The 19,273-nt window shown below is 67.4% G+C and carries 18 protein-coding genes; 10 read left to right on the top strand and 8 right to left on the bottom strand.

Annotation, left to right across the window (positions count from 1 at the left end):
* Window positions 1–30: 30 nt before the first annotated feature.
* The 3 genes from BDK63_RS16255 to gloB all read right to left on the bottom strand — a co-directional run bounded on the left by BDK63_RS16255 (window position 31) and on the right by gloB (window position 4,028).
* Window positions 31–1,878, bottom strand: coding sequence for an extracellular solute-binding protein (locus BDK63_RS16255; protein WP_183333861.1), 1,848 nt, complete (start codon window positions 1,876–1,878; stop codon window positions 31–33).
* Between the two features lie 113 nt (window positions 1,879–1,991).
* Window positions 1,992–3,185, bottom strand: a complete 1,194-nt coding sequence (locus BDK63_RS16250; protein ID WP_183333859.1) for a transglycosylase SLT domain-containing protein — start codon at window positions 3,183–3,185, stop codon at window positions 1,992–1,994.
* Window positions 3,186–3,260: 75 nt separating this feature from the next.
* The gene (gloB, locus tag BDK63_RS16245; RefSeq protein WP_183333857.1) at window positions 3,261–4,028 is read right to left on the bottom strand and encodes a hydroxyacylglutathione hydrolase; all 768 of its coding nucleotides are present in this window, start codon (window positions 4,026–4,028) and stop codon (window positions 3,261–3,263) included.
* Window positions 4,029–4,096: 68 nt separating this feature from the next.
* Here gloB and BDK63_RS16240 point away from each other — a divergent pair, with 68 nt between their 5' ends.
* The 4 genes from BDK63_RS16240 (at window position 4,097) to nudC (ending at window position 6,935) form a co-directional block, all read left to right on the top strand.
* Window positions 4,097–4,879 carry a methyltransferase domain-containing protein gene (locus tag BDK63_RS16240; RefSeq protein ID WP_183333855.1) on the top strand — a complete coding sequence of 261 codons (783 nt, stop codon included), beginning with the start codon at window positions 4,097–4,099 and terminating at the stop codon, window positions 4,877–4,879.
* Window positions 4,872–5,342, top strand: coding sequence for a ribonuclease HI (rnhA, locus tag BDK63_RS16235; RefSeq protein WP_183333853.1), 471 nt, complete (start codon window positions 4,872–4,874; stop codon window positions 5,340–5,342). The genes BDK63_RS16240 and rnhA overlap by 8 nt, the downstream gene beginning before the upstream one ends.
* 73 nt (window positions 5,343–5,415) lie before the next feature.
* Window positions 5,416–6,165, top strand: coding sequence for a DNA polymerase III subunit epsilon (dnaQ, locus tag BDK63_RS16230; RefSeq protein ID WP_183333851.1), 750 nt, complete (start codon window positions 5,416–5,418; stop codon window positions 6,163–6,165).
* Window positions 6,165–6,935, top strand: a complete 771-nt coding sequence (gene nudC / locus BDK63_RS16225; protein WP_183333850.1) for an NAD(+) diphosphatase — start codon at window positions 6,165–6,167, stop codon at window positions 6,933–6,935. Before dnaQ ends, nudC begins: the two co-directional genes overlap by 1 nt.
* A gap of 57 nt (window positions 6,936–6,992) precedes the next feature.
* On the opposite strand, the gene BDK63_RS16220 is transcribed toward nudC, so the two are convergent.
* Complete coding sequence (locus BDK63_RS16220; RefSeq protein ID WP_183333849.1) at window positions 6,993–7,304, bottom strand: SCP2 sterol-binding domain-containing protein; 312 nt, start codon at window positions 7,302–7,304, stop codon at window positions 6,993–6,995.
* Window positions 7,305–7,428: 124 nt separating this feature from the next.
* On the opposite strand from BDK63_RS16220, the gene sohB reads away from it, so the two are divergent.
* Window positions 7,429–8,466 (top strand): protease SohB, encoded by a 1,038-nt coding sequence (gene sohB / locus BDK63_RS16215; protein WP_183333847.1) that lies wholly within the window; start codon window positions 7,429–7,431, stop codon window positions 8,464–8,466.
* 8 nt (window positions 8,467–8,474) lie between these two features.
* Here sohB and BDK63_RS16210 read toward each other — a convergent pair whose 3' ends face one another.
* A complete protein-coding gene (locus BDK63_RS16210) occupies window positions 8,475–8,804 on the bottom strand; it encodes an ArsR/SmtB family transcription factor (RefSeq protein ID WP_183333845.1) in 330 nt (109 codons plus the stop codon).
* 334 nt (window positions 8,805–9,138) lie between these two features.
* On the opposite strand from BDK63_RS16210, the gene BDK63_RS16205 reads away from it, so the two are divergent.
* The 3 genes from BDK63_RS16205 (at window position 9,139) to BDK63_RS16195 (ending at window position 12,710) form a co-directional block, all read left to right on the top strand.
* Complete coding sequence (locus BDK63_RS16205; RefSeq protein ID WP_183333843.1) at window positions 9,139–11,049, top strand: propionyl-CoA synthetase; 1,911 nt, start codon at window positions 9,139–9,141, stop codon at window positions 11,047–11,049.
* A 163-nt stretch (window positions 11,050–11,212) separates the two neighbouring features.
* On the top strand, window positions 11,213–11,896 hold the full coding sequence (locus BDK63_RS16200; RefSeq protein WP_183333841.1) for a 7-cyano-7-deazaguanine/7-aminomethyl-7-deazaguanine transporter: 684 nt from the start codon (window positions 11,213–11,215) through the stop codon (window positions 11,894–11,896).
* A 25-nt stretch (window positions 11,897–11,921) separates the two neighbouring features.
* Entirely contained in the window at window positions 11,922–12,710 is a 789-nt protein-coding gene (locus tag BDK63_RS16195; protein ID WP_183333839.1) for an alpha/beta fold hydrolase, read from the top strand.
* Here BDK63_RS16195 and BDK63_RS16190 read toward each other — a convergent pair.
* Window positions 12,707–14,092 (bottom strand): 3'-5' exonuclease family protein, encoded by a 1,386-nt coding sequence (locus BDK63_RS16190; protein ID WP_183333837.1) that lies wholly within the window; start codon window positions 14,090–14,092, stop codon window positions 12,707–12,709. The genes BDK63_RS16195 and BDK63_RS16190 overlap by 4 nt on opposite strands.
* Window positions 14,092–15,330: an ABC transporter substrate-binding protein gene (locus BDK63_RS16185; protein WP_183333835.1), complete on the bottom strand. Its 1,239-nt coding sequence runs from the start codon at window positions 15,328–15,330 to the stop codon at window positions 14,092–14,094. The genes BDK63_RS16190 and BDK63_RS16185 overlap by 1 nt, the downstream gene beginning before the upstream one ends.
* 152 nt (window positions 15,331–15,482) lie before the next feature.
* Between BDK63_RS16185 and BDK63_RS16180 the strand changes: the two genes are divergently transcribed.
* On the top strand, window positions 15,483–17,189 hold the full coding sequence (locus BDK63_RS16180) for a potassium/proton antiporter (RefSeq protein ID WP_183333833.1): 1,707 nt from the start codon (window positions 15,483–15,485) through the stop codon (window positions 17,187–17,189).
* Window positions 17,190–17,210: 21 nt separating this feature from the next.
* Here BDK63_RS16180 and BDK63_RS16175 read toward each other — a convergent pair whose 3' ends face one another.
* A complete protein-coding gene (locus tag BDK63_RS16175; RefSeq protein WP_183333831.1) occupies window positions 17,211–17,756 on the bottom strand; it encodes a YaeQ family protein in 546 nt (181 codons plus the stop codon).
* 199 nt (window positions 17,757–17,955) lie between these two features.
* Between BDK63_RS16175 and BDK63_RS16170 the strand changes: the two genes are divergently transcribed.
* Window positions 17,956–19,212 carry a DUF6538 domain-containing protein gene (locus tag BDK63_RS16170; RefSeq protein ID WP_183333829.1) on the top strand — a complete coding sequence of 419 codons (1,257 nt, stop codon included), beginning with the start codon at window positions 17,956–17,958 and terminating at the stop codon, window positions 19,210–19,212.
* Window positions 19,213–19,273: the final 61 nt, after the last annotated feature.

Here is a 19,273-nt window from a genome sequence, read left to right as displayed (position 1 = left end):
GTGGCAGGAGGGGCGGTCGGCGTCGGCGCGTCAGCGGCGACGCAGGCGCTGGTTGATCTCGGCTTCACGTTCGGCATCCACCCACCAGGCCTCCAGGTCCATGCCGTACGCCGGGAAGGGTTCTGGCCAGGCGAACTTGTCCCAGATCGCGATGCGGGTCTCGCCGGAGTGGTAGTGGGGGATGAGGATATGCTCGTGCAGCAGCACCCGGTCCAGGGCACGGGCGATGGTGTTGAGCTCCTCGCGACTCTCGGCGCGGATCAGCCGCTCGACCAGGTCGTCCACCACCGGGTTGGCCAGCCCCATGAGGTTGCGGCTCTGGGGGCTCTCGGCGAAGTCGCTGGTCCAGAACTCGCGCTGTTCGTTGCCGGGATTGTTGGACTGCGGAAACTGGCCCACCGTCATGTCGAAGTCGAAGCTGCGCAGGCGGTTGAGGTACTGGTTGATATCGACGATGCGGATGCTGCCCTGGACCCCGAGCCGCGACATGTTGCGCAGCATCGGCTGGGTCACGCGCTCCATGCCGGTATCGAACAGCAGCACCTCCACGGTGAGCGGCTGGTCGGTCGCCTCGTCGACCAAGCGCCCGTCGCGCACCACGTAACCCGCGTCATGCAGCAGGTCCATGGCGAGCCGCAACCGCTCGCGCAGCTCGAGGGGGTGGTCGATGGGCACCGGCTCCTCGAACACCCGCTCGGGCAGGGCCTCGCGGTGGGGCTCGAGCAGGGTCAGCTCGGCCTCGTCGGGCAGCCCCTCGGCGGCCAGGTCGGAGTTCTGGAAGAAGCTCTCCGTGCGCCGGTAGGCGTCGTAGAAGATGTTGGCATTGAGCCACGGGAAGTCGAAGGTCAGCGCCAGGGCCTCGCGGACCCGCGGGTCTTCGAACTTGTCGCGCCGCAGGTTGTAGACGAAGGCCTGCATGCGGGCCGGCTGGCCGTCGGGCACGCTGAGTCGGCGTACCAGGCCGTCCCGGTAGGCGGGGAAGTCGTAGCCGATCGCCCAGGTGGCCGCCCGGGCGTCGATGCGGTAATCCAGCACGCCGGCCTTGAAGGCCTCCCAGGCGATATCCCGGTCGCGGTAGTAGTCGTAGATCAGCCGGTCGATGTTGTGGCGGCCGCGCTTCACCGGCAGGTCCCGGCCCCAGTAGTCGGGGTCGCGCCGGTAGACGATGCGCCGCCCCGGATCGACCTCGTCGATGCGGTAGGGACCGGACCCCGGGTGGGCCGCCAGGGTGGGGGAGGTGAAGTCCCGCGCCTCCCAGTAGTGCCTGGGCAGCACCGGCAGCTGGCCGACGATCAGCGGCAGCTCCCGTGAGTGGTTGGCGCTGAACTCGAAGCGTACGGTGTGATCGTCAAGCGCAGTGACGCTGGCCACGTCGGCATAGTAGGCGCCGTAGAAGGGGTTGCCCTGCTCCAGCAGCAGCTCGAAGCTGAAGACCACGTCGTGGGCGGTGACCGGTTCGCCGTCATGGAAGCGCGCCTCGGGGCGCAGGTCGAACTCGATCCAGTGGCGCTCCGGGTCCAGGCGGATTCCCGAGGCGAGCAGGCCGTAGACCGAGAAGGGCTCGCCGGGGTTACCCTCCAGGAGGGTATCGTAGATCTGCGAGACCCCTGCCGCGGGCGTGCCGCGGATGATGAAGGGGTTGGTGGAGTCGAAGCTGCCCCCCACGGCCGCCTGGGTCAGGGTGCCGCCCCGGGGGGCGTCCGGATTGACATGGGGGAAGTGGGGAAATCCGGCCGGCAGCTCCGGGTCATCGTAGAGGGCGAGCCCGTGGACGGTGGGTACCGCCTCGGCCTCCTCCGCGAGGAGGGAGGCCACGGGGGCGAGCCCGCCCAGGGTGACCAGGGCACCGAGCAGCAGGCAGCGCAGGGCAGTCGACATCGAGGACATCCTTGATCGGCTCCGTTCCCGGCAGGGAACCTCCGGCAATAAGGTGTCAGGACGCCGTCGGATTGTAAACCTCTGCCGGGAGGGAGGGTTCCTCCCGGCCCGGCTCAGCGGTAGGCCAGGCTGCGCTGGGGCAGCTCGAGTACCTGGCCGGCATGGATGACGTCGCCGTTCAGGTCGTTGTGCCGGCGGATCTCCTCGACGCTGACGCCCTGCCGCGAGGCAATGGCGGAGAGGCTGTCGCCGCTGCGTACCACATAGCCCTCGGCCGTGCCGGTGGCGGGGGCCGTCGCGGGAGACTCCAGGCGAGCCATCAGCGTATCGGCGCGCTCGGCGGGCACCAGCAGCACACGCGACTGGTTGGGGTGCGCCGTGCCGCCGATCAGGCCGGGGTTCAGCTCGGCCAGCTCACTGCGCGAGACGCCGGCCAGGCGGGCCGCCTCGCCCAGCTCCAGGGGGCGCTCCAGCGGGATCTTGGCGAAGGCCGGAGCGTCCTCGATCTCGGGGAGGGCGACCTGGTATTCGTCAGGGTTGTCGATGATCGCGGCGATCGCCTTGAGCTTGGGCACGTAGTGCATGGTCTCGCTGGGCAGCTGCAGGCTCCAGTAGTCGCCGCTCTCGCCGCGGGACTGGGCGGCCCGGCGGGCGCGGTTCACGGTGCCCGCGCCGGCGTTGTAGGCAGCCAGGGAAAGCTCCAGGTCGCCCTCGTACCACTGGTCGGCCTGCAGCTCGAGATAGTCCAGGGCGGCGCGGGTGGAGGCGACCACGTCGAGGCGCCCGTCATAGGCGCCGTTGCGCCGCAGCCCCAGGGCGTCCCCGGTGCCGGGCATGAACTGCCAGAGGCCGGCGGCACCACGGTGGCTGCGCGCCATGGGGTCGAAGGAGCTCTCCACGAAGGGGATCAGGGCGATCTCGCCCGGCAGGTCGCGCGACTCGATCTGCTCGGTGATCCAGGCCAGCCAGGGGCGGGCCCGCTCGGTGATCTCGACGATGTTGTGGGGGCTGGCACGGTAGTGGTCGATCCAGTGCTGGACCCGCTCGTCGTGGGGCTCGTCCTGCCACTGGAAGCTGGCTCGCAGCCGGCTCCAGGCGTCCCTCGGCTCCAGGGCGAGCGCGTCCCAGAAGTGCTGGCCGAAGGAGTGCCGGGAGCTCATCTGCTCGCTGGCGGTTCCACCCGCCTCGGCACCGCCGGGGGGCAGGGTGGCCGCCTGGCTGTAGGTGCCGGCAGCCATCAGGGATCCCAGCAGGGCAGCCGCACTGGCCAGCCCGAGAAGACTGCGACGGGTCGTGTGGTAGGTCATCCGGTAGTTATCCTCCTGGTCGCGGGCGAACCCGGCATGAGCCGCCGGGGCGCCGTGGCGTCCATCGGGTTCAGCTCAGAAATGGTCTTTCCAGGCGCGCAGCGTGGCGAAGGTGGCCTGGTCGCTGTCGGTATCGCCGTGGCTTGATGCGGCCTGGCGAACACCGGCATCGGCGCAGCGCAGGAAAGGGTTGATGCGTTTCTCCCGGCCGAGGCTGCTGGGCAGCGTGGGGCGGTCGAGCTCCCTCGCTCGCTGGCACTCCTCCATGGCCTGGGTCACGTCCGGATTGTGGGGGTCCGCGGCCAGCGCGAAGCGCAGGTTGGACAGGGTGTACTCGTGGGCGGCGAACACCAGAGTGTCGTCGGGCAGCGCTGCCAGCCGCGTCAGTGAGGCATGCATCTGCTTGGGCGTGCCCTCGAAGAGCCGCCCGCAGCCGGCGCTGAACAGGCTGTCGCCGCAGAACAGCAGCGGCGGGATCCCGGCGGTGAAGAAGGCGATGTGGTCCAGCGTATGGCCGGGGACCTCGTGCACCTCGAACAGCCGCCCCATGACACGCAGCTCGTCACCGTCACCCACGGCCTCGTCGATGCCATCGATCCTGGGGTTCGCCGGACCGATCACTCGAGGGGCGTAGCGCTGGATGAGGTCCGGCAGACCGCCGGTGTGATCCTGGTGATGGTGGGTAATCAGCACCGTGGAGAGGGTCAGCCCCTCGCGTTCCAGGAACTCGATGACCGGTGCGGCATCACCCGGGTCGACGACGCAGACCTCGGTGCTCGTATCCTGGCGGAGCAGCCAGATATAGTTGTCGCCAAACGCGGGAATCGGTGTCACGCTCAACATGGGCATGGCGTCCTGAATGGGCATGAACGGGTCACAAAATCCGCCCACCATGGAGGAACTAGCGCACCATGTCAACTTCCCCTACCGCGGACTCCCTGGCCGGACTGGTTCGTGACGGGCGCCGTTTCTGGGCGAGTCCGGGCGGTCAGGCGGTCCGCCAGGCCGAGCGCGCCTGCCTGGGGCCGGTCTGCGAGCGGCTCTTCGGTGCCCACAGCCTGGAGCTCGGCATGGCCACCAGCCTCGCCGACATGTGCCCGGTACGCCATGCGATGCGCTGGGCGCCGACCCGGGAACTCGCCGAGCACCCGTCGACCCTGGTCTGTCCGCCGGACGCGCTGCCGCTGCCCGATGACTGCCTCAGCCTGGTGGTGGTCCACCACCTCCTCGAGGTGGTGCCCGACCCTCACCACATGCTTCAGGAGGCGGCGCGGGTCACCGCCGACGAGGGATTCCTGATCATCTTCGGCTGGATGCCACTCTCCTCGGCGGCCCTGGCGCGTGCCTGGCCCCCGCGCCGCCGCCGACTGCCCTGGCGCGGCCACTGGCGCACCCCGGCCCGCCTGCGCGACTGGCTCGCATTTGTCGACTTCGAGATCGAGCGGGTAGACTACTGCGGTTTCCATCTGCCCGGCAGCCTGCCGCGCAATGCCATGCTTGAGACCCTGGGGCGCCGCCACAACCTGCCGCTGGGCGACAGCTACATGATTCAGGCTCGGCGCAGGCCCCAGCTGGTGCAGCCTCAGGGAACCCGCCTGAGCTTTGCCCGGCCCTTCGGCGGCTCGGCCCTCGGGGCGACCCGCCTGGGCCAGCGCTTCGAGTCGGAACAGGAAAGGATGACCGAGGGTGACTGATTCGAATGCCGCCGCCTCGCGGCCCGAGGTGACCATCTATACCGACGGCGCCTGCCGTGGCAACCCGGGCCAGGGTGGCTGGGGGGCCCTGCTGTTGAGCGGCCGCCACGAGAAGGCGCTCAACGGCTTCGAGGCCGTGACCACCAACAACCGCATGGAGCTGATGGCCGCCATCATGGCGCTGCGTGAGCTCAAGCGTCCGTGCCGGGTCCAGCTGTGGACCGATTCCGAATACCTGCGGCGCGGCATCACCGAATGGATCCACGGCTGGATCAAGCGCGGCTGGAAGACCGCCGGCCGCCAGCCGGTCAAGAATGCCGAGCTGTGGCGTGAGCTCCACGAGGAGACGCATCGCCACCAGATCGAGTGGCACTGGGTCAAGGGCCACAGCGGCCACCCGGGCAACGAGCGGGCCGATGAGCTGGCCAACCAGGCCATCGACGCCCACCGCGCCCGCGCCTGACCCTCGCCGCGCCTTACCTTCTCCGCACCAGGGCCGCTGTGCCAGAACCCCGCCCGAGACACGAGAGATCCGCATGCGCCAGATCATCCTGGATACCGAGACCACCGGCATCGACCCGCGCGAAGGCCATCGCCTGATCGAGATCGGCGCGGTGGAGATGGTCAACCGCCGGCTGACCGGCAACACCTACCACCAGTACATCAACCCCGAGCGCGAGATCGAGGCAGAGGCGATCGGCGTCCACGGCATCACCAACGAGCGGGTCGCCGACGAGCCGCGATTTTCCGAGATCGCCGATGCGTTCTGGGCCTTCATCCAGGGCGCCGAGCTGGTGATCCACAACGCCCCGTTCGACGTGGGCTTCATGGACCACGAGTTCGATCGCCTCAACCGCCAGCGGGGTGAGCCCCGGCTGGGCCCGGTGGCCGAGCACTGCCGGATCCTGGATACCCTACAGCTGGCCCGCGACAAGCATCCCGGCCAGCGCAACAACCTCGATGCCCTGTGCAAGCGCTACGAGATCGACAATGGCCACCGGGTGCTGCACGGCGCCCTGCTCGATGCCGAGATCCTCGCCGATGTCTATCTGGCGATGACCGGCGGGCAGACCGCGCTGTCGCTCGACGCCTCGGCGGGCGGCGAGGGCGATTCGGTGGGCGCCTCCGGCCTGGCGATCCGCCGCATCGCCATGTCGCCCGGCCAGCTGCGGGTGGTCCGTCCCGACGAGGCCGAGCTGGCTGCTCATCGCCAGAAGCTGGCCAGCATTCGCGAGGCGGCGGGGGAGTGCCACTGGGACCGCTTCGACGGGGGAGCGCCCCACTGATGCTGCGCCGCGAGCTTCCCCTCGAGGACACCTCCGGCCACGTGATCCGACTCGCCCAGGGGCGCATCGCCCCGGCCGTCGACGGCGGCCCGCTCCAGCCGGTCACGGCGTGGACGCCGGCGATGCAGCCGCTCTGCTACTGGCACGACAGGCCGGTGGCGCTCTCGCTGGAGGAGCGGGCCGGGGAGGAGTGGCTGGACGGTCGCGGCTGGCTGTCCCGGCTGCCGGAATCCTGGTTTGCCCTGATCGCGACGGCCCTGCAGGTGGGCGCCTGGCTGCGCGACCACCGCTTCTGCGGACGGTGCGGGGCCCCGGCCGACCGTCTCGACGCCGAGTTCGCCATGCACTGCCACGCCTGCGGGCACCGCAACTATCCGCGCATCTCTCCCTGCATCATCACCCTGGTGACCCACGGCGACGCGCTGCTGCTGGCCCGCAGCCCGCGGTTTCCACCCGGCCGCTACTCGACCCTGGCCGGCTTCATCGAGCCGGGCGAGTCGGCCGAGGAGGCGGTGAGACGGGAGATCTTCGAGGAGGTGGGGCTGCAGGTCGGACGGATCCGCTACTTCCGCAGCCAACCCTGGCCCTTCCCCCATTCGCTGATGCTCGGTTTCTTCGCCGAGGCGGCCAGCCGCCGCATCCGCATCGACGGCGTCGAGATCGCCGATGCGGCCTGGTTCTCCCCCCGGAAGCTGCCGCAGCTGCCGCCGCTCTATTCGATCTCCCGGGCGCTGATCGAGACCCACCTGGCCGAGGTGGCGGGGCGCTGACGAACCACGGGCCGCCCGGAGGCGGCCCGTGGTCGGCCCTGGCTGTCAGGAGACGATTCAGCCGTTGGGGAAGAGGCTGGTGAGGCGGGTGGCCAGCATCACGTTGCCGGTGGCCTTGAGCTTGCCGGTCATGAAGGCGGTCATGCCGTTGACCTCGCCGGTCATGATGCCCTTGAGGGTGTCGGTGGACATGCTCAGGCTGACGGAGGGGTCGTCATGCTCGCCCTCCTGGATCTCCAGGGCGCCATCCTTCACCGTCAGGTAGTGGCTGCCGGCATCGCTGAAGTGGAACTGGAAGACTTCGTCCATGCCGCTGGCGGCCTGGGGGTCGAAGCGTGACTGCAGCTTGTCGAGGGTCGAGAGGCTCATGGGGGCTCCTGCTGGGTGGTCCGGATTCGATGGCAGCCCCGAGCTTATTTCAAACGAACGTTTCAATCAAGGCCCGCCCCCGGCATCGCAAGCCCCGGGCGCGCGCCAGGACAAGGAGGAGAGAATGAGCGAGTGGCTGTCGGACTTCGGCATGTTCCTGGCCCAGCTGGTCAGCCTGGTGGTGATCGTCGGCCTGGCGGTGGCCGTGGGCGTCAGGACCCGGGGCGAGGGTGGCGAGAAGATGCGGTTGCGCCTGGAGGAGCTCAACGAGGCCCGCGACTATCGCCGTCGCCGCCTCACCCTGGCCGCCAGCGAGCCGGGTGAGCGCAAGCGCCTGCTCAAGTCGTTCCGTCGCGATGACAAGGCCCGGGGAAAGGCCGGTCGCAAGGCCCAGGCGCCGCGCCCTACGGTCTGGGTGCTCGACTTCCATGGCGACATCCGCGCCAGCGGGACCCCGCGCCTGGCCGAGGAGGTCTCGGCGCTGATCGACGCGGCCAGCGAGGGGGATGAGGTCGTCGTTCGCCTGGAGTCCGCGGGCGGGCTGGTCCATGCCTACGGCCTGGCCGCGGCGGAGCTCGACCGGCTGCGCGAGGCCCGGCTCACCACCACGGTGTGCATCGACAAGGTGGCCGCCAGCGGCGGCTACCTGATGGCCTGCGGCGCCGATACCCTGCGGGCGGCCCCGCTGGCGGTGCTCGGCTCCATCGGCGTGGTGGCCCAACTTCCCAACGTCCATCGCCTGCTCAAGCGCCACGACATCGACGTGGAGCTGCTCACGGCCGGCCGCTACAAGCGCACGCTGACGGTGTTCGGCGAGAACACCGAGGAGGGCCGGGAGAAGTTCATCGAGGAGCTGGAGAGCGTCCATGAGCTGTTCAAGCGCCATGTGGCCGAGCGGCGTCCGGCGCTGGACATCGAGGCGGTGGCCACCGGCGAGACCTGGTATGGCCGCGAGGCCCTGGCGAAGGGGCTGGTGGATACGCTGGGCACCAGCGAGGCCTACCTGGTGGAGCGGATGAAGGAGGCCCGGGTGGTCAGCGTCAGGCTCGAGGCGAAGCGCCGCCTGGGGGAGCGCCTGGGGCTGGTGGTCTCCGCCGGGGTGGAGCGGGCCATGGAGCGGGGGCTCGAGCTGCTGGAGAACAGCCGCTGGCATCGTCGCTAGGAGCCCCCTCAGTCGAGACGGTCCAGCCCCAGCCTGCCCAGGGCGTCGATGATCGTGCGGGCGCTCTCTCCCTGAAGGGAGTAGTAGATGGTCTGGGAGGCGCGCCGGGTACTCACCAGGTTCTCGCGGCGCAGGATGGCCAGGTGCTGGGAGAGGGCCGACTGGCTGAGGGCCAGCCGCTGGTTCAGTTCGGTCACCGACAGCTCCTGGCCCTCCAGCAGGCAGAGGATCCTCAGCCGGTTGTCGTTGGCCAGGGCCTTGAGCAGGGCAGTGGCCTGGTCGATGACCGGGTCCCCGCCCTCGAGAAGTCGCGATGCCACGCTGCTGGAACTGCCCATGTCGATCCCCTGCGCTCGCCATTGCCCTGTCGGTATGCCGCGATGAGCCGGCATGACGTCTCGCCTTCGTCGCTGGACGACGAATGGCCCTTTGCTGTTTTAACTATCGCTCAAGCATAGACCAGTGGCGAGGTGGCCTGCCCGCTACATTTTCGTTGAAGCAGGGTTTTTGCCCTGCTCGGCGAGCCGCGGCCCCGGCACTGTTGTCGACAATAAGCCCCCAAGGGTCTCCCCCTTTTGTCGAAAGTTAGCCTTTGGTCGGAAGGCAATCGCCCCGTTCTGCATTACAGTGTCAACAATCAACGACCGCCATCGTATTGCAGACAGGAAGACCATGAGCACCTACGCCAACGAATTCCGCCGCTCCATCGACCAGCCGGAGGCCTTCTGGGCCGAGCAGGCGCGTCGCATCCCCTGGTTCACGCCGCCCTCCACGATCCTCGAGTACGACGAGGCCAACCATGCCCGCTGGTTCGTCGATGGCGAGATGAATATCAGCCACGCGGCCCTGGACCACCACGTGGAGCAGGGGCGCGGCGACCAGCCGGCGATCCTCTGGGACTCCCCGGTGACCGACAGCAAGCGCACCCTGACCTATCGCGAGATGCGCGACCAGGTGGCGAGCTTCGCCGGCGCGCTCAAGGGCCTGGGGGTCGAGAAGGGCGATCGCGTGGTGATCTACATGCCGATGGTGCCCGAGGCGCTGGTGGCCATGTACGCCTGTGCCCGGCTCGGGGCCGTGCACTCGGTGGTGTTCGGCGGCTTCGCCCCCCATGAACTGGCGGTGCGCATCGAGGATGCCGCCCCCAAGGTGGTGGTGGCGGCCTCCTGTGGCGTCGAGGTCAACAAGGTGCTGCCCTACAAGCCGATCATCGACGCGGCCATCGAACAGAGCGCCCACAAGCCGGACGCCTGCGTGGTGTTCCAGCGCGAGCAGCATCTGGCCGAGCTGGGCCCGCGGGACCACGACTGGGCGACCCTGCTGGACGCGGCGACACCGGCCGACTGCGTGCCGGTCAAGGGCAGCGACCCCCTCTACGTGCTCTACACCTCCGGCACCACCGGCAAGCCCAAGGGGGTGGTGCGTGACACCGGCGGCTATGCCGTGGCGCTGGCCTACTCCATGGATGCCATCTACGACGTCGAGCCGGGCGAGGTCTTCTTCTCCGCCTCCGACGTGGGCTGGGTGGTGGGCCACTCCTATATCGTCTATGCACCGCTGCTGCGCGGCTGCACCAGCGTGGTCTACGAGGGCAAGCCGGTGAAGACCCCGGATGCCGGCGCCTTCTGGCGGCTGATCAGCGAGTACCGGGTCAAGAGCTTCTTCACCGCGCCCACCGCCTTCCGGGCCATCAAGAAGGAGGATCCGGACGGCAAGCTGCTGGCCGAGTACGACATCTCCTGCCTCAAGGCGCTGTTCCTGGCCGGTGAGCGCCTCGACCCGCCCACCTTCCACTGGCTGGATGACCTCCTCGACGTCCCGGTGATCGATCACTGGTGGCAGACCGAGACCGGCTGGCCCATCGCCGCCAACCTTCACGGGCTGGAGCCCATGCCCACCAAGGCCGGCAGCGCCACCGTGCCGGTGCCGGGCTTCAACGTGCAGATCCTCGACCGCGAGGGCGAGCAGGTCGGGCCCATGGAGCAGGGCAGCGTGGTGATCAAGCAGCCCATGCCGCCGGGCTGCCTGGTCGGCGTGTGGGGCGACCCGCAGCGCTTCCATGCGGCCTACATGGCGGCCTTCCCGGGCTACTACCTGACCGGCGACGGCGGCTACTTCGACGAGGATGGCTACCTGTTCATCATGGGGCGCACCGATGACGTCATCAACGTGGCCGGCCACCGTCTCTCCACCGGCGAGATGGAGGAGGTCGTCGGGGCCCACCCGGCAGTGGCCGAATGCGCGGTGATCGGCATCCATGACGCCCTGAAGGGCCAGCTGCCGGTCGGCCTGGTGATTCCCAAGGATGGCTTCGAGGGCCGCGAGGCGGACCTCGAGCAGGAACTGGTCGCCCTGGTGCGCGAGAAGATCGGCCCCATCGCCTGCCTGAAGCAGGTGCTGGTGGTGGACCGCCTGCCCAAGACCCGTTCGGGCAAGATCCTGCGCAAGCTGCTGCGTAACATCGCCGACGGCAAGGAGTATGGCGTGCCCTCGACCATCGACGACCCGGCCAGCCTGCAGGACGTCCACGATGCCATGAAGGCCCGGGAGGTCGGCGCCGCCCACGAGGCTCGCCAGGTCTGATCCTTTCGCCATCATGATCCTCAGCGCCGCCCACCCGGGCGGCGCTTGCGTTGGTCGGCATGGCCAGCACGCGCCCGGGCCCGTATAATGCGCGGCTGCTCGCTGCCAACGGCAGCCCGTTCCACGAGGGTTCCCTCACCCCTCCACCAAAAAGGATACCCGCATGTTCGTGCTTTCCGATCTCCAGTACCGTCGCTGCCTGGCCCTGCTGGTCGGCTTCCATATCCTGGTGATCGCCGCCAGCAACTACCTGGTGCAGCTGCCCTTCACCCTGTTCGGCTTCCATACCACCTGGGGTGCCTTCAGCTTCCCGTTCATTTTCCTGGCCACCGACCTCACGGTACGCCTGTTCGGCAAGGAGCCGGCCCGCGCCATCGTGATGCGGGTGATGCTGCCGGCCCTGCTGATCTCGTATGTGGTCTCCGTGGTCTTCCCCCGGGGAAGCTTCGCCGGGGTCGAGGCGCTGGGGGAGTGGAACCTCTTCGTGGCTCGCATCGCGGTGGCCAGCTTCATGGCCTACCTGATCGGGCAGCTGCTCGACGTGAGCGTCTTCGACCGGCTGCGTGGCCTGCGGGCCTGGTGGGTGGCGCCGGCGATCTCCACGGTGCTCGGCAACCTGGCCGATACCTTCGCCTTCTTCTCCATCGCCTTCTACAACAGCCCCGATCCCTTCATGGCGGCCAACTGGCTGGAGATCGCCTGGGTCGACTACGTGATCAAGCTGGCCATCAGCCTGCTGTTCTTCCTGCCGCTCTATGGCGTGCTGCTGGCCTGGCTGAGCCGCCGCCTGGTGGCCGCCACCGGCAGCCCCGACCTGGCACCGGAGGCCGCCCGGGCCCGTTCCTGAACCCAACCTGCGCGAGGAGAGCGCCATGCCCATCGAACTGAACCATCTGGATAGCGACGCACCGGAGGCGTCCGATGCGGGAGCCCCGCTGGTGGTCATCCACGGGTTGTTCGGCAGTGCCGACAACTGGCGTTCCCACGTCAAGCAGTGGCAGGCGCAGCGTCGGGTGATCGCCGTCGACCTGCGCAACCACGGCCGTTCGCCTCATGCCCAGGGCATGGGGTACGACGCCATGGCCGAGGACGTGCTGGCCCTGATGGATCGCCTGGGCATCGAGCGAGCCCACGTCCTGGGCCACTCCATGGGGGGCAAGGTGGCGATCACCCTGGCACGCCTGGCACCCGAGCGGGTGGCCTCGCTGGTCGTCGCCGACATCGCGCCGCGGGCCTATGGCCACGACCACGACGTCGTCTTCGCCGGCCTGCGCCGCCTGGAGGCCGGACACCCCGCCAACCGCCGCGAGGCCGACGAGCTGCTGGGCGAGCACGTCAAGGAGCGGGCGGTGCGGCTGTTCCTGGCCACCAACCTGGAGCGGGCCGAGGAGGGCGGACTGCGCCTGCGCCTGGGGCTCGACGAGATCCAGCAGGACTACGAGGCGATCATGGGGCCGCCGCTGGGGGAAGGGGCCTTCGAGGGCCCGACCCTGGTGCTGCGCGGCGCCCGCTCCCCCTACGTGACCGATGACATGCTGCCGGCCCTGCGCGAGGTGCTGCCCGCCGCCGAGGTGGTGACCCTGGACGCCGGCCACTGGCTGCATGCGGAGCAGCCGGAGGCCTTTCGCGAGGCCGTCGACCGCTTCGTCGCCGACCACTAGCGGGGCAGGGTCACCAGCGTGAGGCCCGACGCCTCGGGGCCATCGAGATGGCGCCTGAGGATCCGGTAGGTATCGACATCGAAGCGTCCCTCGCCGGCGGCGAGCGCCATCAGAGCCGAGAGGGACGCGGCGCTGCCGAGATGGCACCAGTGATCCACCAGGTGCCAGGCCTGTCGATCGCTCTCTCCTTTCTCGCCGATGGCCAGGCGGCCTTCCCAGGGCCAGTGGTGAATCTGCAGCCGTGAAAGCGCGGCCCGCCCGCGGGCGGCATGGGCTTCCGGCGTCTCGTCCCCCCGGCAGGCCCCGCGGCAGCGCCCCAGCTGGCTGGCAAAGCAGGCGCCACGCCCCGACTCGAGACCCAGCATGCGCATGCATAGCGCCTGGTCGGTGGCGATCTGGCGCAAGGCCTGGCGGGCCTCCCGCGGGCTGCGGAACAGGCCCATCAGTCCCTGGGCCTGGGGGCCGGTCAACGTCTCGGTGCTCACCAGCTCGGGCCGCAGCACTCCCGCCGGCCATGACCACCCGGCCAGGCGCCCGGCGCGTCGCAGCTGGCGGTTCATGATCGGCAGGCGCTCCTTGATCAGCCGGGCCTCGAGCAGCTGGGCCCCCAGGTCGCCGGCCGTCTCTTGCCAGTCGAGATGGCGCACCTGCTGGGCCAGGCGCATCTCGCGGTCCTGGCGGTGATCCGCCTGGAAGTGGCTCATTACCCTGGCCCGCAGGTTGACGCTCTTGCCGATATAGAGAGGCAGGTCGTTCTCGCCATACAGCAGATAGACGCCGGGCCCGGCCGGCAGCTCCTGGAGCAGGCCCGGGTCGAGGTGAGCCGGCAGGCTCGGCTGCCGGCGCTGGCGACGTACTTCCTCCTCGAGCCGCGGTGCCGGGTAGCGCCGCTGCCAGCACTGCCAGAGTGACAACAGCGCCTCGGCATCCGCCATGGCGCGGTGACGGCCGTCGACGTCGAGGCCGTGGCGCTCGAGGAGGGCGGCCAGGTTGTGGTGGCGATGCTCCGGCGCCAGGCGGCGGGACAGGCGCAGGGTGCAGATCACCTCGGCGCTGAACGCTTCGCCGGCGCGCCTGAAGGCGTTGCGCAGGAAGCCGTAGTCGAAGCGGGCATTGTGGGCGACCAGGATGGCATCGCCCAGCCATGCCTTCAGCTCGGCGGCGATCTCGTCGAAGGTGGGGGCACCCCGGAGCATCTCACTATGGATGCCGGTCAGCGCGGTGATGTGGGAAGGAACGGGCACCTCCGGGTCGATCAGTCGGTGCCAGCGTGCGGTGACCATGCCGCGCTCGACCCGCAGGGCGGCAACTTCGGTGATCCGGTCGCGGGTCGTCCGGGTGCCCGTCGTCTCCAGGTCGAGGAATACCAGGGGCGCTTCCATCAGGGGGCTCCGGGGTCGACCCCCAGCCTGTCGACCGGGGTCTGTTCGCCGACCAGGTCGCGCTCATGGAGGAAGCGTTCGAAGCCGGCATATCGCTGGAAGTCCATGGCGGCCGGGCGAGCGCTGAAGCGCCGGAGGATCTCGGGCCAGGCGGCACGGTTGGCGGGGGTGTCGATGCCCGGCTCCGAGGTGATCAGTCGCTGCCAGGCCTCGTCGGGGAATTCGATCATCCAGGCGGTGGTCTCCTCGAGCGCGGCGACCAGCTTGCGGATTGCCTCCTTCTGCCCGCCGAGGCGATCACGGTTGGCGACGAGGATCAGGCCGTCATGGAGCGGGATGCCATGCGCCTCAACCCGCCACAGCTGCGCGGCCACGCCCTCGTCAGCCAGCTGGCGGGGGAGCTGCAGGCGCGAACTGACGATCAGCCCGTCCACCTCATCCTCGACCATGGCGGCGGCGAGGGCGAAGTTGACGTCCGTCAGCGTGAGCTCGGCGGGCATGATGCCGTGGGGCTTGAGCAGCGCCGGCAGCAGGATGTCACGACCATCCTCGTCGGCATAGCCGACCCGCTTCCCGGCCAGCCGCGCGAGGGACGCCTCCCCCTGCCCGTCCCGCAGGATCACTGCCGCCAGCGGCAGCCCCACCAGGGTGGCGACCCGGATCAGCGGCAGGCCACGGTCCACCTGCAGGTGCAGCAGCGGCTGGCGGGTCACCGCCAGGTCGACGCGTCCCGCGGCGAGCAGCCGGGTCGGCACGCTGGGGTCGGCCGGGGTCGAGAGCACGATCTCCAGGCCGTTGCGGGGGAGCACGCCGTTGTCCCGGGCGAGGATCAGGGCGGCGTGGCGCGGGCTCGGGTACCAGTCGAGCATGATCTCGAGGCGCTTGAGGGGAGGCGGCGCCAGTGGCTCGGGGGCCGCGACGGCCACCGTCGGCACCGGCTCGATATCGGCCTCCTCGGTCTCGGGGGCGACGGGCGAAGCCGAGGCGTCATCGCCGCTCGTGGCCGCTTCCTCCTCGGGCATCATGACCGCCTCGGTGGCCTGCTCCGGGACCGGGGCCTCGGCGCCGATGGCGTCCAGCCGGGGCACCATCACCCGGGTTTCCAGGGGCGGGTAAGTCGACGGCGGTGCCGGCAGGGCCTCGTCTGCCTCGCCGGGCCGGGCGGCCAGAAGGCCGAGCAGCAGCAGGCAGGCGAGCCGCCATGGCCGGTCGGTCCGGCGGGGGGCGAGTGTGGTCATGCGGGGAGCTCCGGCGGCAACAGCGGCAAGGGCGCTTGGCGCGGCGCCAAGTTTAGCCGCTGTGGGACATCCCTGGCCAGCCTCTCCCCGCGGCCGTCGCGGTGTGCCGGGCGGCATGCGATAATGCGGATCCCTGCCGCCGTGAGGATCCCATGGACGCGATCAACACCCTCTTCCTGCTCAGCGGCTTCCTGATTGCCCTGAGCGTGCTGGCCAGCCGGCTCTCGACCCTGGTGGGCGTGCCGCTGCTGCTGATCTTCCTCGGCCTCGGCATGCTGGCGGGAGAAGAGGGACTCCTGGGCATCCAGTTCGACGACTACTCCCTGGCCTTCATCATCGGCCACCTGGCGCTCGCCATGATCCTGCTGGACGGCGGCCTGCGCACCCGCCTCAAGACCTTCCGCGTCGGCTTCCGTCCGGCGCTCTCCCTGGCCACCCTGGGGGTGTTCATCACCAGCGGCCTGGTCGGGCTGTTCGCCATGTGGATCTTCGACCTGTCCCTGCTGCAGGGGCTGCTGGTCGGCGCCATCGTCGGCTCCACCGACGCGGCGGCGGTGTTCTCGATGCTCAGTGGGCGCGGCGTGAACCTCAACGAGCGGGTCGGGGCGACCCTCGAGATCGAGTCGGGCACCAACGATCCCATGGCCATCTTCCTGACCCTGGTGCTGGTCGAGATGCTGGTGGGGGAGGTCGGAGGCATCCTCGACACCGGCCTGTTCCTGGTCACCCAGTTCGGGCTTGGGCTGGTCATCGGCGTGGGCGTCGGCTGGTTGAGCGGCCGTCTGCTGCGCTGGGTGGACCTGGCGCCGGGGCTCTACTCGCTGCTGGCCCTGGCGCTCGGGTTCTGCGTGTTCGGCCTCACCAGCCTGCTGGGGGGCAGCGGCTTCCTGGCCATCTACCTGACCGGGCTGATGATCGGCAACCAGCCCGGACGCCATCTCAACTTCATCCTGCCGGTACACGATGGTCTGGCCTGGCTGAGCCAGATCGGCCTCTTCCTGGTGCTGGGCCTGCTGGTCACCCCCAGCGAGATGATCGAGTACGCGCTGCCGGCCTCGCTGGTCGCCCTGGCACTGATCTTCGTCGCCCGCCCGCTGGCGGTGCTGATCGCCATCAAGCCGTTCTTCAAGTTCCGCTGGCGGGAAACCGGCTTCATCGCCTGGGTGGGCCTGAGGGGTGCCGTCCCGATCGTGCTGGCCATCTTCCCGGTGATCGGCGGCGTCGAGAACGCCTCGCTCTATTTCAACGTGGCCTTCGCGGTGGTGCTGATGTCGCTGCTGATCCAGGGCGGATCCCTCTCCTGGATGGCGCGCTGGATGAAGGTCATGGTGCCGACCAGCGTCACGCCCAACCGCCGCGGACCGCTGGGCATCCTGCCCGAGAACGACTACGAGATGTTCGTCTACGTGGTGGAGAACGCGGACCTGGAGGACGTGCCGATCCGCCTGCTGCGCTTCCCCTCCGGCGCCCTGATCTCGGCGCTGTTCCGCGAGCACGCCATGCTGCACCCCAAGGGCAGCACCCGGCTGCAGCGCGGGGACGTGATCTGCGTGATCGGCCGCACCGACGACCTGCCGGCCCTCAACCGGCTGTTCAACGGCGATGCGAAGCTGAAGCAGGAGCGGGCCTTCTTCGGCACCTTCACCTTCGACGGCGAGGCGCGCATGCAGGATATCGCCGATGCCTATGGCCTGACCCTGAGTCCCGGCGAGAAGGACATGAGCCTCGCCGAGTTCGTCTCGCTGCGGGTGGGGGGGCACCCGGTGGTGGGTGACGACGTGGACTGGCACGGCATCCACTGGGTGGTCAGCGAGATGGAGGGCAACACCGTGACCCGGGTGGGCCTGCGGCTCTACTGAGGGCGAGGGCGGCGCTGGCCCTCAGCGGGCAGTCTGGCGTGTGGTCAACTCGACCTCCACCGACTGCTCGGGGCTGGCCAGCCAGACCATGCCGTCCTGCAGGGTAGCGTTCAGGGACATGTTCCGCTCCGCCAGGCCGGCCAGGGCCCGCACCGAGTCGGCCGCGACATCGATCACCGTCAGGTTGTCCAGGCCGGCGAGCTTGCCGGCCAGCGGCTCCCACCAGAGGTCGGCGCCATGGCCGCTGTAGTTGTAGAGCACGACCTGCCGGGCCCGACCGCAGGCGCGACGCAGGCTCTTTTCGTCCGGCTGCCCCAGCTGGATCCACAGCTCGATGGCACCGGTCAGGTCCTTGAGCCAGAGATCGGGCTCGTCCTCGGTGCTGACGCCACGGCCGAAGGCCAGGGACTCGTGGGCATGCCGGGCGAAGGCCAGCAGCCGGACCATCATCCGCTCGTCGGTTTCCGAGGGATGCCGCGCCACCGTCAGGGCATGGTCGGCGTAGTAGTGCCGGTCCATGTCGGCGACCTGAAGCTGCACCTTGTGAATGGTTGCCTTGAGGGCCATCAGCGAGTCACCGAGGTTGAGGTCGGGCAGGGGAGCCCGGCAGGGAAAGGGGCGAGAAACGAAAAAGGCACCCGCAGGTGCCTGATTCTTAATAGAAAGTGGCGGAGGGACAGGGACTATCCGATTCGCCACCCAAGCCTTTGAAATCCTTGATATACAGCGGATTTCTGCTATTTTGGGACAAATTAGCGGGAATCGCATGGCTGACAATCTGGTTTTGAAAGGTTCCACTTGGCATGTTCGCCTCGAACTGCCTGCTGATGTGCGACATGCATTTGGAAATCGTAGGAAGCTAACGAAATCGCTCAAGACTGGAAACAAAGTAGAAGCACACATCAGAAAGCTACCTGTCCTGAGTGAGTGGAAGGCACGGGTCCGCCAAGCCAGACGAGGTGTTGAGCAAGACATTCTTGATAATGAGTTGCATTCGTATCACTCGGCAGGTCTGGGGCTGAGAAGAATATATCAAGATATTCTTATGAATCACATTTATGGCAAGATCGATTTTAACAAGAAAATTGTCAAAAACAACAACGAGCTGAATAAAAAACATCTTGTATATATTTTTGAAAATGATGCGGATGGTCTTAAAAGGTGGAATGATAAGCTAGATGATATAGAAAACCGCTTCCCTGAAAATGAGCGGGCTAGTGCTGAGCTTGTGCTTGAATATCAGCAGATCAGCCAAGATATCCGCAACCTCATTAACCACTGGGGCTTCAAAGATAAGGGATTCAGTGAAAAGCAGGCTGACGAGTTAATCAGCACAATAAACAATCCTGAAGACTTTAAGCCGAAATCCCCTTTCACTTCGCAACGGCTCGATGCTTTCGCTAAACATCAAGTCGAAATTAAAGGGCTGGCTCAAAAAACTGTTGACACTTTTAGATCCAAACTGAAAATGCTTAAAAATTATCTTGAAAAAGAAGGGATTGAATTATCATTCGAAAGCTACCAGCAGTTTTTAGACAGCTTGAATGTAAGCACAAGCACAAAGAAAAACCACATCCATGCTGGCTCAAGCTTTCACAAGTGGGCTTCAAAATACGACAAAGACTATAAAAGTCGATATGACACAAGAGACAACCCGTTCTTAGGGCACGAGTTGCCAAATGATAAGAAGAAAGGCAAAAAGAAGGAAGAGAAACGACTAGCCTTCAAAACTGAAGAGGTCAAGAAACTGTATGAGTTCGCTATATCGAAGCGAAAGCATCAGGTCGCTTATGCTATAAAAATCGCCGGTTTAACAGGTTGTCGTATCGAAGAAATATGTAGGCTAACAAAAAACCATATTGTGGCTGAAAATGGGGTTTTAAGCCTGTATATTGAGGAAGGCAAGACAGATGCGAGCATCAGAAAAATTCCAATCCATCCAAGCCTTAAATCGCTGATTGATCAGTTGGTTAAAAATGCCGACGATGGTGATCTTGCCCAGCAACAGTGGACACCCCGTTAAGGTAGTACACTCAACGAGGTGACCCATGGCCAAGCAAGCTACCCCGATGAAGAAGACCCGT

The organism is Halomonas campaniensis, from assembly GCF_014193375.1.
GTDB classification, from domain to species: domain Bacteria; phylum Pseudomonadota; class Gammaproteobacteria; order Pseudomonadales; family Halomonadaceae; genus Halomonas; species Halomonas campaniensis.
This window is presented reverse-complemented; position numbering and strand designations above follow the sequence as displayed.